This window comes from Bacteroides thetaiotaomicron VPI-5482, from assembly GCF_000011065.1.
In the GTDB taxonomy this organism is placed as follows: domain Bacteria; phylum Bacteroidota; class Bacteroidia; order Bacteroidales; family Bacteroidaceae; genus Bacteroides; species Bacteroides thetaiotaomicron.
In genome coordinates this window covers 5,600,716-5,617,235 of sequence record NC_004663.1, presented here as the reverse complement: position 1 = coordinate 5,617,235, position 16,520 = coordinate 5,600,716, and the positions used below count along the sequence as shown (strand labels likewise).

At 43.9% G+C, this 16,520-nt stretch carries 16 protein-coding genes and 2 tRNA genes; 13 read left to right on the top strand and 5 right to left on the bottom strand.

Going from position 1 to position 16,520, the window contains the following annotated elements; all coding sequences use genetic code 11:
* Window positions 1-4: 4 nt before the first annotated feature.
* Window positions 5-1,528: a glutamine-hydrolyzing GMP synthase gene (gene guaA, locus BT_RS21530; protein WP_008764459.1), complete on the bottom strand. Its 1,524-nt coding sequence runs from the start codon at window positions 1,526-1,528 to the stop codon at window positions 5-7.
* A gap of 205 nt (window positions 1,529-1,733) precedes the next feature.
* Window positions 1,734-2,180 carry a large-conductance mechanosensitive channel protein MscL gene (gene mscL, locus BT_RS21525; protein WP_008759941.1) on the bottom strand — a complete coding sequence of 149 codons (447 nt, stop codon included), beginning with the start codon at window positions 2,178-2,180 and terminating at the stop codon, window positions 1,734-1,736.
* Window positions 2,181-2,322: 142 nt separating this feature from the next.
* On the opposite strand from mscL, the gene gap reads away from it, so the two are divergent.
* The 7 genes from gap to BT_RS21490 all read left to right on the top strand — a co-directional run bounded on the left by gap (window position 2,323) and on the right by BT_RS21490 (window position 9,591).
* Window positions 2,323-3,333 (top strand): type I glyceraldehyde-3-phosphate dehydrogenase, encoded by a 1,011-nt coding sequence (gap, locus tag BT_RS21520; protein WP_008759940.1) that lies wholly within the window; start codon window positions 2,323-2,325, stop codon window positions 3,331-3,333.
* Between the two features lie 181 nt (window positions 3,334-3,514).
* Window positions 3,515-5,584 (top strand): M3 family metallopeptidase, encoded by a 2,070-nt coding sequence (locus BT_RS21515; protein ID WP_011109177.1) that lies wholly within the window; start codon window positions 3,515-3,517, stop codon window positions 5,582-5,584.
* Window positions 5,585-5,602: 18 nt separating this feature from the next.
* Window positions 5,603-6,112, top strand: a complete 510-nt coding sequence (locus BT_RS21510) for a DUF4847 domain-containing protein (RefSeq protein WP_008764457.1) — start codon at window positions 5,603-5,605, stop codon at window positions 6,110-6,112.
* 11 nt (window positions 6,113-6,123) lie between these two features.
* Window positions 6,124-6,573: a dCMP deaminase family protein gene (locus tag BT_RS21505; protein WP_008759937.1), complete on the top strand. Its 450-nt coding sequence runs from the start codon at window positions 6,124-6,126 to the stop codon at window positions 6,571-6,573.
* 31 nt (window positions 6,574-6,604) lie between these two features.
* Window positions 6,605-8,353, top strand: coding sequence for a S41 family peptidase (locus BT_RS21500; RefSeq protein WP_008764456.1), 1,749 nt, complete (start codon window positions 6,605-6,607; stop codon window positions 8,351-8,353).
* Entirely contained in the window at window positions 8,331-8,855 is a 525-nt protein-coding gene (locus BT_RS21495) for a 5-formyltetrahydrofolate cyclo-ligase (protein WP_032813618.1), read from the top strand. Before BT_RS21500 ends, BT_RS21495 begins: the two co-directional genes overlap by 23 nt.
* Complete coding sequence (locus BT_RS21490; protein ID WP_008764454.1) at window positions 8,800-9,591, top strand: histidinol-phosphatase; 792 nt, start codon at window positions 8,800-8,802, stop codon at window positions 9,589-9,591. The genes BT_RS21495 and BT_RS21490 overlap by 56 nt, the downstream gene beginning before the upstream one ends.
* Here BT_RS21490 and BT_RS21485 read toward each other — a convergent pair.
* Both BT_RS21485 and BT_RS21480 read right to left on the bottom strand, forming a co-directional pair.
* Complete coding sequence (locus BT_RS21485; protein ID WP_008764453.1) at window positions 9,578-9,865, bottom strand: DUF721 domain-containing protein; 288 nt, start codon at window positions 9,863-9,865, stop codon at window positions 9,578-9,580. The two genes, BT_RS21490 and BT_RS21485, sit on opposite strands and share 14 nt — an antisense overlap.
* On the bottom strand, window positions 9,862-10,971 hold the full coding sequence (locus BT_RS21480) for a DNA replication/repair protein RecF (RefSeq protein ID WP_008759932.1): 1,110 nt from the start codon (window positions 10,969-10,971) through the stop codon (window positions 9,862-9,864). The genes BT_RS21485 and BT_RS21480 overlap by 4 nt, the downstream gene beginning before the upstream one ends.
* Before the next feature lie 161 nt (window positions 10,972-11,132).
* Between BT_RS21480 and BT_RS21475 the strand changes: the two genes are divergently transcribed.
* From BT_RS21475 to BT_RS21450, 6 genes are all read left to right on the top strand, one after another.
* On the top strand, window positions 11,133-11,816 hold the full coding sequence (locus tag BT_RS21475; protein WP_008759931.1) for a tetratricopeptide repeat protein: 684 nt from the start codon (window positions 11,133-11,135) through the stop codon (window positions 11,814-11,816).
* 167 nt (window positions 11,817-11,983) lie between these two features.
* Window positions 11,984-12,478: a 6,7-dimethyl-8-ribityllumazine synthase gene (gene ribH / locus BT_RS21470; RefSeq protein WP_008764452.1), complete on the top strand. Its 495-nt coding sequence runs from the start codon at window positions 11,984-11,986 to the stop codon at window positions 12,476-12,478.
* A gap of 50 nt (window positions 12,479-12,528) precedes the next feature.
* Window positions 12,529-12,611: transfer RNA gene (locus BT_RS21465), tRNA-Tyr, on the top strand.
* A gap of 8 nt (window positions 12,612-12,619) precedes the next feature.
* A tRNA-Gly gene (locus BT_RS21460) sits at window positions 12,620-12,692 on the top strand.
* 61 nt (window positions 12,693-12,753) lie between these two features.
* Window positions 12,754-14,013 (top strand): Gfo/Idh/MocA family protein, encoded by a 1,260-nt coding sequence (locus BT_RS21455; RefSeq protein WP_008764451.1) that lies wholly within the window; start codon window positions 12,754-12,756, stop codon window positions 14,011-14,013.
* Window positions 14,014-14,052: 39 nt separating this feature from the next.
* On the top strand, window positions 14,053-15,900 hold the full coding sequence (locus tag BT_RS21450; protein WP_008764450.1) for a right-handed parallel beta-helix repeat-containing protein: 1,848 nt from the start codon (window positions 14,053-14,055) through the stop codon (window positions 15,898-15,900).
* Between the two features lie 64 nt (window positions 15,901-15,964).
* Here BT_RS21450 and BT_RS21445 read toward each other — a convergent pair whose 3' ends face one another.
* The gene (locus BT_RS21445; RefSeq protein WP_008764449.1) at window positions 15,965-16,510 is read right to left on the bottom strand and encodes an RNA polymerase sigma-70 factor; all 546 of its coding nucleotides are present in this window, start codon (window positions 16,508-16,510) and stop codon (window positions 15,965-15,967) included.
* Between the last annotated feature and the right edge of the window lie 10 nt (window positions 16,511-16,520).

Genomic DNA, 16,520 nt, shown 5'->3' with positions numbered 1-16,520 from the left:
TCTCTTATTCCCACTCAATAGTTGCAGGTGGCTTAGAACTGATATCATAGGTTACGCGGTTTACACCTTTCACCTTATTAATAATATCATTCGAAATCTTACCCAGGAATTCATATGGCAAATGCGCCCAGTCGGCAGTCATGGCATCAGTAGAAGTCACGGCACGCAATGCTACCGCTCTTTCATAAGTACGTTCATCTCCCATGACACCTACAGACTGTACCGGCAGTAAGATAACGCCTGCCTGCCATACTTGATCATACAATCCCCAGTCGCGCAATCCCTGAATGTAAATATCATCAGCATCTTGCAGGATACGCACTTTCTCACGGGTGATGTCTCCAAGAATACGTACAGCCAAACCCGGGCCAGGGAATGGATGACGAGTAATCAGATGTTCCGGCATACCCAACTCGCGACCTACACGACGAACTTCATCCTTAAACAACAGACGAAGCGGCTCGCACAACTTCAAGTGCATTTTTTCGGGCAGACCACCTACGTTATGATGACTCTTGATCACTGTACCTGTTATAGACAATGATTCGATGCAGTCTGGATAAATAGTGCCCTGAGCCAGCCATTTCACATCTTTTATTTTGTGAGCTTCCACATCGAATACATCGATAAAGCCCTTACCGATAATCTTACGTTTACGCTCCGGTTCCGTCACACCTGCAAGCTCTGCAAAGAACTTTTCGCTGGCATCCACGCCAATTACATTCAGCCCGAGGCATTCGTAATCGTTCATCACATTCTTGAACTCATTCTTACGGAGCATACCGTGGTCTACGAAGATACAAGTCAGATTCTTACCGATAGCTCTATTCAGCAAAACAGCAGCAACCGATGAATCGACACCACCGCTCAATCCCAGCACCACTTTATCATCACCTAACTGAGCTTTCAACTCAGCAACCGTACTCTCGATGAAAGAAGCCGGCGACCAGTCTTGCTTGCATCCGCAAACATCAACTACGAAGTTCCTCAATATCTGCGTCCCGTCTTCGCTATGGAACACTTCCGGATGGAACTGAACGCCCCATACCTTCTCACCCTCAACCTGATAAGCAGCGATATCCACTTTATCCGTTGAAGCAATCTTCTTAAAATTATCAGGGATAGCAGTGATTGTATCACCATGACTCATCCATACCTGCGTATTCTCACGAACTCCTTTAAACAGCACATTATCCTTGCAGAAAGAAGTCAGATGTGCACGGCCATATTCACGTGTACCGGCCGGTTCTACTTTTCCATTGTTAGTATACGCCATAAACTGTGCACCATAGCAGATACCCAAAATAGGATATTTACCACGAATCTCACTCAAGTCTACTTTGAAGGCATCTTTATCATAAACCGAAAAAGGACTTCCGGAAAGGATGACTCCTTTAATTGTCGGATCTTCTTTAGGAAACTTGTTATAAGGAACAATTTCGCAATACGTGTCCAGTTCGCGTACGCGACGACCAATCAGCTGTGTTGTCTGCGAACCGAAATCAAGAATTATTATTTTCTCCTGCATATCAATGGTTGGATTTTGAATAAATGATTTGCAAAAGTAGAAAAAAGTAGGCAAAAAGATAGAAGAATAAACAGAAAAATCGAAATTTACGAGAGAAATATATCATCGGACAACATAAAATCCGAAAAGGGAAACGATGTCAGAGAGACTTATATATAATAAATAGGAGACTCAAAACAGAATCTCCTATTCATTATACAAGTACTTATTTCTTCTCTTTCAGCAAGTCACGAATCTCAGTCAGCAACACCTCTTCTTTAGTAGGAGCAGGTGGTGCAGGAGGAGCAGCCGGGGCTTCCTCTGCCGCCTTCTTCGTGGTCAGTTTAGTGATCAGACGTATAAATAGGAATATAGCAAAAGCTATAATCAGAAAGTCAAAAGTTGCTTGCAGAAATTGTCCGTAATCCAGAGATACGGCAGGAGCAATCTCCTTACCGTCTGCTCCAACTTCAGCCGCTTTCATTACCCATTTCAGATCTGTAAAGTTCACACCACCAACCAATAAGCCTATTGGGGGCATAATAACATTCGCCACCAGTGACGATACGATCTTCCCAAACGCGCCGCCGATAACTACACCGACAGCCATGTCAATGACGTTCCCTTTCATAGCAAACGCCTTAAAGTCTTGTAAAAATGTGCTCTTTCCCATCTTTTTTCAATATTTAATGTGAATTTAATATGCGAATATAAAAACATTTTTGTAATTTTGCACCGCATTTGAAAATAAAACAAATGTGCGAGCTGAGAGATATTTGAACAAATATTATAAAACCCTTAAAAGTTTAAACAAAATGATTAAAGTAGGTATTAATGGATTCGGACGTATCGGACGTTTCGTTTTCCGCGCTGCAATGAAAAGAAACGATATTCAAATCGTAGGTATCAACGACCTTTGCCCGGTAGACTACTTGGCTTACATGCTGAAGTATGACACAATGCACGGTCAATTCGACGGTACTATCGAAGCAGATGTTGAAAACAGCAAATTGATCGTTAACGGTCAGGCTATCCGCATCACTGCAGAAAGAAATCCGGCTGACTTGAAATGGGATGCTGTAGGTGCTGAATACGTTGTTGAATCTACAGGTTTGTTCTTGAGCAAAGACAAAGCTCAGGCTCATATCGAAGCTGGTGCAAAATATGTTGTAATGTCAGCTCCTTCTAAAGATGACACTCCGATGTTCGTTTGCGGTGTAAACGAAAAAACATACGTGAAAGGTACTCAGTTCGTTTCTAACGCTTCTTGTACTACTAACTGTCTGGCTCCTATCGCTAAAGTATTGAACGACAAGTTCGGTATCCTTGACGGTTTGATGACTACAGTTCACTCTACAACTGCTACTCAGAAAACAGTTGACGGTCCTTCTATGAAAGACTGGAGAGGTGGTCGTGCTGCTTCTGGCAACATCATCCCTTCTTCTACTGGTGCTGCTAAAGCTGTAGGTAAAGTAATCCCGGCTTTGAACGGTAAACTGACTGGTATGTCTATGCGCGTTCCGACTTTGGACGTTTCTGTAGTTGACTTGACTGTTAACTTGGCTAAACCGGCTACTTACGCTGAAATCTGCGCTGCAATGAAAGAAGCTTCTGAAGGCGAATTGAAGGGTATTCTGGGTTACACTGAAGATGCAGTAGTTTCTTCTGACTTCTTGGGTGACACTCGTACTTCTATCTTCGATGCTAAAGCTGGTATCGCTTTGACTGACACTTTCGTAAAAGTTGTATCTTGGTATGACAACGAAATCGGTTACTCTAACAAAGTTCTTGACTTGATCGCTCACATGGCATCAGTTAACGCTTAATTAGAAATCTAAACATATAGGAAACCGCTGCGGGAAACCGTAGCGGTTTTTTTGTCTTCATTTTATATATTGTTAAAAAGCAAGGTATTATCCGTGGTATAACCTACAATTTTAGTAGTTTTGTACTTCTATGAAGAGAATTATGAAGAGATTATTAATAACATTGATACTAGTTTACACCATGAACAATATACTGAACGCTCAGAATCCTTTCTTCGGTCAGTATCAGACACCGCATGGGACTGTGCCCTTTGACCGGATCAAGACAGAGCATTATGAGCCTGCCATCCTCGAAGGAATCAAACAACAGAATGCGGAACTTGATGCGATCATACAAAACCCGGAGAAGGCGACATTTACAAATACAATAGAAGCCTACGAACAATCCGGAAGGCTGCTGGACAAAGTAACTGCCGTATTCGGCAATATGCTTAGTGCTGAAACCAATGACGACTTACAGGCATTGGCTCAGAAAATCATGCCACTACTCAGCGAACACAGCAACAACATCACACTGAATGAGAAGTTGTTTGCCCGCGTGAAAGAAGTGTACGGACAAAAACAATCTCTGCAACTGACCCAGGAACAGAATCGCCTGCTAGACGATATATACGACAGTTTTGTACGCCACGGTGCCAACCTCGAAGGAGAAGCCCGTGAACAATACCGACAACTGACCAACGAACTGAGCAAACTGACACTCGACTTCAGCGAAAACAACCTGAAGGAGACAAACAGGTATCAAATGCTTCTGACAGACAAAGCCAGCATTGCCGGACTGCCGGAAATCATCGTAGAAGCTGCTGCCGAAACAGCCAGAAGTGAGGATAAAGAAGGATGGGCTTTCACCCTGCACGCTCCAAGTTATGTGCCTTTCATGACTTATGCCGACAACCGCGAGTTGCGCCATAAGCTCTACATCGCATATAATACAAAGTGTACACACGATAACGAATTCAACAATATCGAAATCGTAAAGAAGCTGGTTAATACACGCATGAAAATAGCCCAGCTACTAGGATATAAAGATTATGCGGAATATACCCTCAAAAAACGAATGGCTGAAAACAGCGATGCCGTATATAAGCTGCTCAACCAACTATTGGAAGCCTACACTCCCACCGCACAGAAAGAATATCTCGAAGTACAGGAACTGGCACGTGAGGAACAAGGTGATGACTTCATTGTCATGCCCTGGGACTGGAGCTACTATTCCAATAAGCTGAAAAACAAGAAATTCAATATCAATGAAGAAATGCTCCGTCCTTACTTCGAACTGGAACAAGTAAAAAAAGGAGTATTCGGACTGGCAGAAAGACTCTACGGAATCACTTTCCGGAAAAATACGGAAATCCCGGTTTATCACAAAGATGTTGAAGCCTACGAGGTATTCGACAAAGACGGTAAGTTCCTGTCCGTACTGTACACTGACTTCCATCCCCGTCCCGGAAAACGCGCCGGAGCCTGGATGACCAGCTACAAGGAACAATGGATAGATCCCGTAACCGGTGAAGACAGCCGACCGCATATATCTGTAGTGATGAACTTCACCAAGCCAACCGAAAGCAAACCTGCTTTGCTGACTTTCAACGAAGTGGAGACATTCCTGCATGAGTTCGGGCACAGCCTGCATGGCATGTTTGCCAACTCAACCTATCAGAGCCTAAGCGGAACAAACGTATATTGGGACTTTGTGGAACTTCCTTCACAGATCATGGAAAACTTTGCCATCGAGAAAGAATTTCTTAATACCTTTGCCCGTCATTATGAAACCGGAGAAGTGCTTCCGGACGAACTGATACAGAGACTCGTGGATGCTTCGAATTTCAATGCAGCCTATGCCTGCCTGAGACAAGTGAGCTTCGGGCTGCTCGATATGGCATGGTACACCCGCAACACTCCTTTCGAGGGCGATGTAAAAGCCTATGAACAGGAAGCCTGGAAAGACGCACAAGTATTGCCGATAGTCAAAGAAGCCTGCATGAGTACACAATTCTCCCATATCTTTGCCGGAGGATATTCCGCAGGATATTACAGTTATAAATGGGCAGAAGTGCTGGATGCGGATGCGTTCTCACTGTTCAAACAGCAAGGAATCTTCAACCGTGAAGTAGCAGATTCGTTCCGCAACAATATCCTGTCGAAAGGAGGTACAGAACACCCGATGGTGCTCTACAAGCGCTTCCGCGGGCAGGAGCCTACCATTGACGCATTGCTGATCCGAAACGGCATAAAGAAACAATACAATTAAAAAAGGAGAGAATTGGACATGAAGAAGAGATTGATACTTAAAGTATTAGGATTGCTGTTATTGCTTCCGATGTTTTCCGGATGTAATGATACGGATGATGTAGCCGGCATCTTCACCGGCAAGACATGGAAACTGACTTATATCACAGTCAAAGATAGCCATCAAATGTTTAATTTTTGGGGAAACGACAACAAAGCCCGCGAACAAAGCATGAAATTGCTTGACGAAACAGGTAGGTATGTAATTACCTTTAATGGAATGGAAGAAAGCAATATCATCACCGGGACCTTAAGTGGCACAGTGATAACCTCTACTTTCACTGGATCATGGTCTGCCAATGGAAAGGACAACCAATTCAATGCATCTATCCAAGGAGGTAATGAATCATCAGATATATTAGCAAAGAATTTTATAGAAGGGCTGAACAACGCAACCTCTTACGGAGGAGATGAGCGAAATCTATACCTTTACTATAAACCTTCCGGTAGCCAGCAGACACTTTCTTTAGTTTTTCACGTTGTAAAATAAAAGACACTCTCATGGACACGGAAAAGAAACAATTGGAACTGGACAAACGTTACATACGTATGGCAAGCATCTGGGCGGAAAACTCTTATTGCCAGCGCCGTAAGGTAGGAGCGTTGATCGTCAAAGACAAAATGATTATCTCCGACGGATACAATGGTACTCCTTCGGGCTTCGAAAACGTATGCGAGGACGAGAATAACCTGACAAAACCTTATGTTCTCCATGCGGAAGCAAACGCTATCACCAAGATAGCACGCTCGAACAACAGCAGCGACGGTGCCACGATGTACGTCACCGCCTCACCTTGTATCGAATGTGCAAAGTTAATCATACAGGCAGGAATCAAACGGGTAGTCTACTCCGAACATTACCGCCTCGAAGATGGAATAGAACTATTAAAACGGGCAGGAATCGAAGTTATCTATACAGAAATGAACGAAGATTCTTCTCCAAACAAATAATAAAACGAACGTTTTAAAAAAAGGAATAGACATGAGTACAAGAAACTCTTCACGTTTTACGCCTATCATCATAGCTATCAGCGTGGTGGCCGGTATTCTTATCGGTACATTTTATGCCAAGCACTTCGCCGGCAACCGTCTGGGTATCATCAACGGTTCTTCCAACAAGCTGAATGCGCTGTTGAGAATCGTAGATGATCAATATGTAGACACCGTAAACATGACCGACCTCGTGGAGAAGGCTATGCCACAGATCCTGGCAGAACTGGACCCGCACTCCACTTACATCCCTGCACAGAATCTCGAAGAAGTCAATTCGGAACTGGAAGGCAGTTTCAGCGGAATCGGTATCCAGTTTACGATACAGAATGATACGATTCATGTGAATGCCGTTATCCAGGGAGGCCCATCTGAAAAAGTGGGACTCATGGCGGGCGACCGCATCGTTAATGTAGACGACAGTTTATTTGTAGGCAAAAAGCTGAACAACGAACTAGCCATGCGCACACTGAAAGGTCCTAAGGGATCGCAGGTGAAACTGGGTGTCAAACGCGTAGGAGAACCGAAATTGCTGGACTTCACCATCACCCGCGGAGACATTCCTCAAAATACAGTAGACGCTGCCTATATGCTGAACGATGATATCGGTTATGTAAAAGTCAGCAAATTCGGACGGACAAGCCACGTAGAATTGCTTAACGCCTTGGCCCAGCTCAATCATAAGAAATGTAAAGGACTGATTATTGACCTTCGCGGCAATACAGGAGGATACATGGAAGCTGCCATCCGCATGGTGAATGAATTCCTGCCCGAAGGTAAACTGATTGTATATACACAAGGACGTAAATATCCCCGTGCGGAAGAATTTGCCAACGGTACGGGCAGTTGCCAGAAAATGCCACTCGTTGTATTGATTGACGAGGGTTCTGCTTCTGCCAGCGAAATCTTTACCGGAGCAATTCAGGATAATGACCGCGGTACAGTGGTAGGACGCCGTTCCTTCGGAAAAGGACTGGTACAACAACCGATTGACTTCAGCGACGGCTCTGCTATCCGCCTGACTATCGCCCGCTATTATACTCCTTCAGGGCGTTGCATCCAACGTCCTTACGAAAGTGGTAAAGACAAGAATTATGAACTAGACATATACAACCGCTACGAACACGGTGAGTTCTTCTCACGCGACAGCATCAAGCTGAACGAAAACGAACGCTATCTCACCAGCCTGGGACGCACTGTTTATGGTGGTGGCGGTATCATGCCGGATGTATTTGTACCACAAGATACTACCGGAGTCACTTCTTATCTCTCATCAGTAATCAACCGCGGACTAACTCTTCAGTTTACTTTCCAGTACACGGACAATAATCGGAAGAAGCTGAGCCAGTATGAAACGGAAGAAGACCTGCTGAATTATCTTCGTCACCAAGGTTTGGTAGAGCAGTTCATCCGCTTTGCCGACTCGAAAGGTGTAAAGAGAAGGAATATTCTGATCCAGAAATCGTATAAACGACTGGAAGCGAATATATACGGCAACATTATCTATAATATGCTGGGACTGGAAGCTTATCTGAAATACTTCAATAAATCGGATGCTACAGTTCAACAAGGTATAGAACTGCTCGAAAAAGGAGAAGCTTTCCCAAAAGCACCCGCCGAGACAGAAGAGGAAGTGACGAAAGACAATAAAGATGGAAAGAAAAAAAGAACTGCGCAAGCTTATGGCATCACTGAAGATCCGACACGCATCTTCGACTTTGCAGAAGCTACAATCAGCTAAAATACTTGCCGCCCTCGAAGCCCACCCGGCTTTCAGGGCGGCAACTACTGTATTGCTCTACCATTCGCTCAAAGATGAAGTAGACACGCATGCGTTTATCCGGAAATGGAGCAATGAGAAGCGGATATTGCTTCCGGTAGTTGTCGGTGATGAATTGGAATTACGCCTCTATACCGGTCCCGAGGATATGGCAACCGGCACTTACGGCATCGAAGAGCCTGTTGGAGAAACATTCACAGACTATGCAGACATAGACTTTATTGCCGTTCCCGGTGTAGCTTTCGACCGGAAAGGAAACCGGCTGGGAAGGGGAAAAGGCTATTATGACCGTTTGCTGCCACGTATCCCCGCAGCTTATAAAGCAGGCATCTGCTTCCCATTTCAAATAGTAGAAGAAGTTCCGGCAGAAGCATTCGACATCTGCATGGACATAATTATAACAAGTAATGAGGACGAATTATCACACCCACACCACCCGCTGCCTCCATGCGACAGGGAGTGACGAAGAATTTGTTTTAAGCGCCATCAAAGGCGGCTATCAGGAACTTGGTTTCTCTGACCACACACCATGGGAATACCATACCGATTATGTATCCGACATCCGGATGACTCCCGAAGAACTGCCGGAGTATGTAGAAAGCCTCCGCTCGCTACAAAAGAAATATAAAGATCAAATCAGCATTAAAATCGGCTTGGAATGTGAATATTTTCCGGAGTATATTCCCTGGCTGAAAGGAGTTATCAAGGAGTATCAACTGGATTACATCATCTTCGGCAACCACCATTTCCATACAGATGAGAAGTTTCCTTATTTCGGGCGAAATACCCATACGGTAGATATGCTTGAACTTTATGAAGAGAGTGCGATTGAAGGGATGGAAAGCGGCTTGTTTGCCTATCTGGCACATCCCGACCTGTTCATGCGTTCATATCCTGAATTCGACCGTCATTGTAAACTTGTCAGCAGACACATCTGCCGGACAGCAGCCCGCTTGAACCTGCCCCTGGAATATAATATAGGTTACGAAGACTACAACGATGAACATGGAATAACAACCATTCCCCACCCTGCTTTTTGGGAAATAGCAGCACACGAAGGCTGCACCGCCATTATCGGAGTGGATGCCCACAACAACCAATATCTTGAAACTCCGTTCTACTATGACCGGGCAAATGAGACTCTCCAAAAGCTGGGGATGAAAGTGACAGACAGAATTCCTTTCCTCAACGAAAAATAATGTTTGTGATAACCGTAGCCCCTACTCTCTGATTCAGAGTACGCACCAGAAGTTCCCGTCCCATCATCAGTTCCTGACGAAGGGCGGCGGAAGTGAGATGTACATACAGCGTCTGGTTACGGATATAGAGATTACTGGTATAGCTTGCCGCCGGTCCCAACACCTGCGGCCAGGCATCCAGCAACCGCTGCTCATTGAGAGGAGACTCCAGACTCTCCTGACGCAGGTATTGCTGAATCAGTTTTCCTATCTGCTCGGCATCGTTACGTTTCATTGTTCAGCTCCCATTTCATTAATTACACCCTGATCTACGCGAAATACTTTATAATCGCTGCCTACCTTCTGCAGAATACGATCCAGATGTTCACGGTTAGTATCCGTAATAAATATCTGTCCGAAGTTATCACCAGCCACCAGCTTGACAATCTGCTCTACCCGCGAAGCATCCAGTTTATCAAAAATATCATCCAACAGCAATAAAGGGACGGTCTGCCCCGTACGTTTCAAGAAGTCGAACTGTGCCAGCTTCAACGCTACCAGATACGTTTTATTCTGTCCCTGCGAACCTTCCTTCTTGATCGGAAAGTCGCCCAACAGCATATTCAGTTCATCTTTATGAATTCCCCGCAAAGAGAATCCCATAATCTTATCCCGTTCCCGGCTTTGCTTCAGAACTTCCAGTAAAGAAGCATCCCGTGCATGCGAATCATAAGACAGACCCACCTGTTCTTTATCCTGGGAAATAAAAGAATAAAACGACTGGAAAATAGGAATAAACTCTTCGATAAACGCCTCCCGCTTGCGAAAAACAATTTCACCCGCTTGCGCCATCATCTCCTCCCAAACCAGGAACAATTCCTCTTCTACCGGAAATTCACTTTTTAATAAGGTATTACGCTGTGCCAATGCCTTATTATAGCGTATCAATGCTTCCAGATATTCCTTATCATACTGAGAGATCACGACGTCCATAAAGCGGCGCCGTTCGTCACTTCCTCCGGCTATCAACTCCGAATCGGCAGGCGAAACCATCACTAACGGCAGAAAGCCGATATGATCGGAAAAGCGGCTATACTCCTTTTTATTCCGTTTGAATTGCTTTTTCGAACGACGCTTCATTCCGCAGTAAATCTCCTCTGGTGTGCCATCTTCCGCCTCATAAAAGCCCTGAATAACAAAGAAATCCTGTTCGTGCCGAATGTTCTGCGAATCAATCGGATTACCCGAACTCTTGCAGAAAGATAAAAAGTACACTGCATCCAGCAGATTCGTCTTTCCCATCCCGTTCTGTCCGAAGAAACAATTCAGTTTGGCGGAGAATCCGATCTCTACCTGTTCCAGATTCTTATAGTTTAATATGGATATCCGTTTCAGTATCATTGTATACGCGTTAATTTGTTCACAAAAGTAGCAAGTTTTTCGAGGTTTTCGAGCGTAAAACAAAAAAAGATGCCTCTAAATTTCGTTTGTAGATATAAAAAAACTACTTTTGCGAGTCGAATTATCAAACGATGAATAATAACAAAAAGAATCATATAAAAATGGCAGAACAAAAGAATCAGAACGAACATCTGAACGTAGAAGATGCACTGACACAATCGGAAGCATTTCTTGTTAAGTACAAAAACGCAATCATCGGCGGTGTTGTAGCCGTGATTATCATCGTAGCAGGTTTTATCATGTACAAGAACCTCTATGCTGAGCCACGTGAAGAAAAGGCACAGGCTGCTCTTTTCAAAGGACAGGAATACTTTGAACAAGATGCTTATGAACAAGCACTGAACGGTGATAGTATTGGTTATGTAGGTTTCCTCAAAGTTGCCGACGAATATAGCGGAACAAAAGCCGCTAATCTGGCAAAAGCATATGCAGGAATCTGCTACGCACAACTGGGTAAATATGACGAAGCAGTAAAGATGCTCGACGGCTTCAACGGAGGCGACCAGATGGTAGCTCCCGCTATCCTCGGCGCAACAGGAAACTGCTACGCACAACTGGGTCAGCTGGACAAAGCCGCTTCTACCCTGCTCTCTGCAGCAGACAAAGCTGACAATAACTCATTAAGCCCTATCTTCCTGATGCAAGCCGGTGAAATTCTGGTGAAACAAGGAAAGTATGATGATGCCGTTAATGCCTACACTAAGATCAAGGACAAATACTTCCAGTCTTACCAGGCTATGGACATCGACAAGTACATCGAACAGGCTAAATTGATGAAGAAATAATATACCTTATTATATATAATATAAGGTTAGGCACGGATTACACGGATTTCACGGTTTTTAGTACGCACAATATGTACTAATGCAATTATGCGAAGCTACCGTGAAATCCGTGTAATCCGTGCCTTTTTAAAATCATGTATTTATAACCCACTTTAATTACTACAATTATGGCAACAGCATACCATAACTTATCCGAATACGATTTCAACTCTGTACCAAACGCTGAAAACATGAAATTCGGCATCGTCGTATCCGAATGGAATTTCAATATTACCGGAGCCTTATTGAACGGCGCAGTCAATACATTAAAAAAACATGGAGTGAAAGATGAAAATATTCTGGTAAAAACTGTACCGGGAAGTTTCGAACTAACTTTCGGCGCCAATCAAATGATGGAAAATTGCGATGTGGATGCAATTATTGCAATCGGTTGTGTAATTAAAGGAGATACTCCACATTTTGATTATGTTTGTATGGGAGCGACTCAAGGAATTACCGAATTAAACGCAACTGGCGACATACCAGTCATTTACGGATTAATTACCACCAATACAATGGAGCAAGCAGAGGATCGTGCCGGTGGCAAACTGGGTAACAAAGGAGATGAATGTGCAATTTCTGCAATAAAAATGATCGATTTTGTTTGGAGTTTAAATAAATAGTTGTATCTTTGCACCGCAATTGAGAAACAAACCTCCTCAAAAGCACAAAAGGGCAAATACCAGAGTGGCCAAATGGGGCAGACTGTAAATCTGCTGGCTTACGCCTTCGGTGGTTCGAATCCATCTTTGCCCACAAAAATTGCGGAAGTAGCTCAGTTGATAGAGCATTAGCCTTCCAAGCTGAGGGTCGCGGGTTTGAGCCCCGTCTTCCGCTCTTCAAAGAGAATCTGAGAAATTAGATTCTCTTTTTTGTATAACTTTAAACCTCTAAGAACATGGAAGATTCTCCAACGCAATCACACGTACTGCAATTGGCACACCCCCCTATCCCAATTGTCCGCATCGGAATCATAGGATTGGGGAATCGAGGGCTACTCACCCTGCAACGTTATCTGCAAATAGAAGGAACCGAAATCAAAGCTCTCAGCGAAATCAGGGAAGGTAACTTGAACAAAGCCCAACTCATACTCAAAGAAGCAAAGCACCCCGAAGCCACGGGATATACCGGACCAGGCGGCTGGCGAAAGATGTGTGAATGCAACGATCTGGATTTAATTTTTATCTGTACAGACTGGCTCACTCACACCCCAATGGCAACCTATGCAATGGAATGCGGCAAACATGTAGCTATCGAAGTTCCTGCCGCCATGAATATAGCCGAATGCTGGCAACTGGTCGATACAGCAGAAAAGACAAGACGCCACTGTATCATGCTGGAAAATTGCTGTTATGACCCTTTTGCCCTGACTACTCTCGAAATGGCACGTCAAGGTGTACTCGGAGAAATAATGCATGTAGAAGGAGCGTATATTCACGATCTCCGTTCCATGTATTTTGCCGAAGAGAGCGAAGGCGGTTACCACAATCACTGGGGAAAAAGATACAGTATCGAACATACAGGCAATCCCTACCCCACCCACGGACTGGGACCTGCATGTCAGATTCTCGACATCCACCGCAATGACAGAATGGAATATCTCGTATCCATGTCCACCCATCAGGCCGGCATGAGCGAGTATGCGCGGAAAAGATTCGGAGAGAACTCACCGGAAGCCCGTCAGAAGTATAAGCTGGGAGATGTCAACACCACGCTTATCCATACCGCCAAAGGAAAAACGATCATGCTTCAGTATAATGTTTCTACTCCCCGCCCTTACAGTCGCCTGCAAACAGTATGCGGTACACTCGGCTTTGCACAAAAATATCCGGTACCATGCATTGCCCTGGATTCTCATGGAGATACTCCGCTTGAAGGCGAAGCACTGGAGACAGTATTAACTCGCTATAAACACCCTTTTAGCGCCACCATCGGCGAGGAAGCACATCGTAAAGGATTACCGAACGAAATGAACTATGTAATGGATTATCGGTTAATATATTGCCTGCGCAACGGACTGCCCCTTGACATGGACGTTTATGATGCAGCCGAATGGTCGTGTATCACCGAATTAAGCGAGAAGTCAGTATTGAACGGAAGTATTCCTGTAGAAATACCGGATTTCACCAGAGGTGTCTGGAAAAAACACAAACATTAGATTTTACCTATTTACCCCAATTAAACTATAAAAAAACACATGAGAACATTCCTATCATTAAAGACATGCTTACTATCTGCACTTTTACTTTGCGTAAACAGCATTGCAGCAAGCAAGATTATTTCCGTATCTGATTTCGGTTTGAAACCCGACAGCCGTATCAACGCAGTTCCATTTATACAAAAGGCAATCGATGCTTGCAAGCAACATCCCGGTTCCACGCTTGTTTTCCCAAAAGGAAGATATGACTTCTGGGCACAACATGCTATCGAAAAAGATTATTACGAAACGAACACCTACGATGTTAATCCCAAAATTCTCGCCGTGCTATTGGAGCAGATCAATGATCTGACGATTGACGGTAATGGTTCTGAGTTTATTATGCATGGACGGATGCAACCATTCACTTTGGATCATTGCCGGAACATTACTTTAAAGAATTTCTCCGTCGATTGGGAAATCCCATTAACTGCGCAAGGTATTGTCACTCAATCTACCTCCGAATACCTTGAGATCGAAATCGACTCCCACCAATATCCTTATATCATAGAAAACAAACGACTGACTTTTGTCGGCGAAGGATGGAAAAGCAGTCTTTGGGCGATCATGCAGTTTGATCCCGACACCCATCTCGTCCTGCCAAATACAGGTGATAACTTAGGCTGGCGCTCATACGATGCAACAGAAATAAACCCCGGATTAATACGCTTATCCGATCCTAAAAAGGAGGCTGATAAATTCTTCCCTGCGCCGGGTACGGTCCTTGTGTTACGACACAGCACCAGAGATCACGCCGGTATCTTCATTTACCACAGTATGGATACAAAGCTAGAGAACGTAAAGCTATTCCATACCTGCGGACTGGGAATTCTGTCACAATATAGCAAGAATATCTCTTTCAATGATGTACATATCATCCCTAACACTTCCAAGAAACGTGTGCTGAGCGGACATGACGACGGTTTCCACTTCATGGGATGCAGCGGATTACTCAAGATTGAGAACTGTAGTTGGGCAGGATTGATGGATGACCCTATTAACATCCATGGAACATGTTCCCGTATTATGGAAGTTCTTTCTCCTACCCGTATCAAATGCAAGTTCATGCAAGACATGAGTGAAGGGATGGAATGGGGACGCCCAGACGAAACAATCGGATTTATAGAGCATAAAACCATGCGTACCGTAGCTACCGGTAAAATGAATAAATTTGAAGCACTGAATAAAGCTGAATTTATCATCGAATTATCAGTACCACTTCCAGCCGGAGTGGAAGCCGGATATGTAATAGAGAATCTGACCTGCACACCTGATGCAGAAATACGCAACTGCCATTTCGGAAGTTGCCGGGCACGTGGTCTGCTTGTATCTACTCCCGGCAAGGTTATTATCGAGAACAATGTATTCGAATCCAGCGGCTCTGCCATTCTGATTGCCGGAGACGCAAACGCATGGTATGAATCAGGAGCTGTCAAAGATGTGCTGATACGCAACAATGATTTCCGTTACCCTTGCAATTCTTCAATTTATCAATTCTGTGAAGCTGTGATTAGCATTGACCCGGAAATACCGACACCGGAACAGAAGTACCCCTATCATCGCAATATCCGCATTATGGATAATACCTTCCACCTATTTGATTATCCGATACTCTTCGCACGTTCGGTAAACGGGCTCACCTTCTCCTCCAATACACTCATACGTGATACGACTTACCAGCCTTATCACTATCGCAAAGAAGGTATTACGCTGGAAGCATGTAAATCTGTAGTTATTTCAAACAATAAGATTGAAGGGGATGTATTAGGACGTATTGTTACAATTGAAAAGATGAAACCTTCGGATGTCAAGATTAGCAAGAATCCTTTCTTTAAACTGAAAAAATAAGAAACACCATATAGCCAATTAAACGTATTCAGACTCAAGCATGGGTATGAATACGTTTGAGCCTTTATCCCATAAATACGACAAATAAAGGAAGGTTCTCTTTGATGAACTTCAATGCTAATGTTATCTGCCGTTCTATTGCTTTTTCACTGACTGCACAACGTTCCGCGATTTCCCGATTAGATAGATGCTCTTCGCGGCTCATTCTAAAGATCTGCTGTCGTCTGGCCGGAAGTTGCGAAATCAATTTATCAATATAGTTCTTCAAATCAGCAGCATCCAATTCCTCTTCTATATCATAAGAATTTTCAAGTCCTTTCAGAACTGTCATTTTAAAATTCAGCTCGTTAAAATGTCTACGCGAATAATTGAATATAATATTACGGGTAATCATAAAAAGCAACCCATCAAAATTCTTGGTAATATCAAGAAACTCTTTGGACTCCCAAACTTTCACAAAAACATCCTGAACTACTTCTGAAATCACGGAAGATGAAGTGATATAAAGTCGTGCAAAGTTATAAACCTTCAGCCAATAAAGGTCATACAGCAAAGAAAATGCAGCCGCATCTCCCGCTTTTACCTTTTCCAGAATTATTGTCTCCTCCATCTCTTTTCAA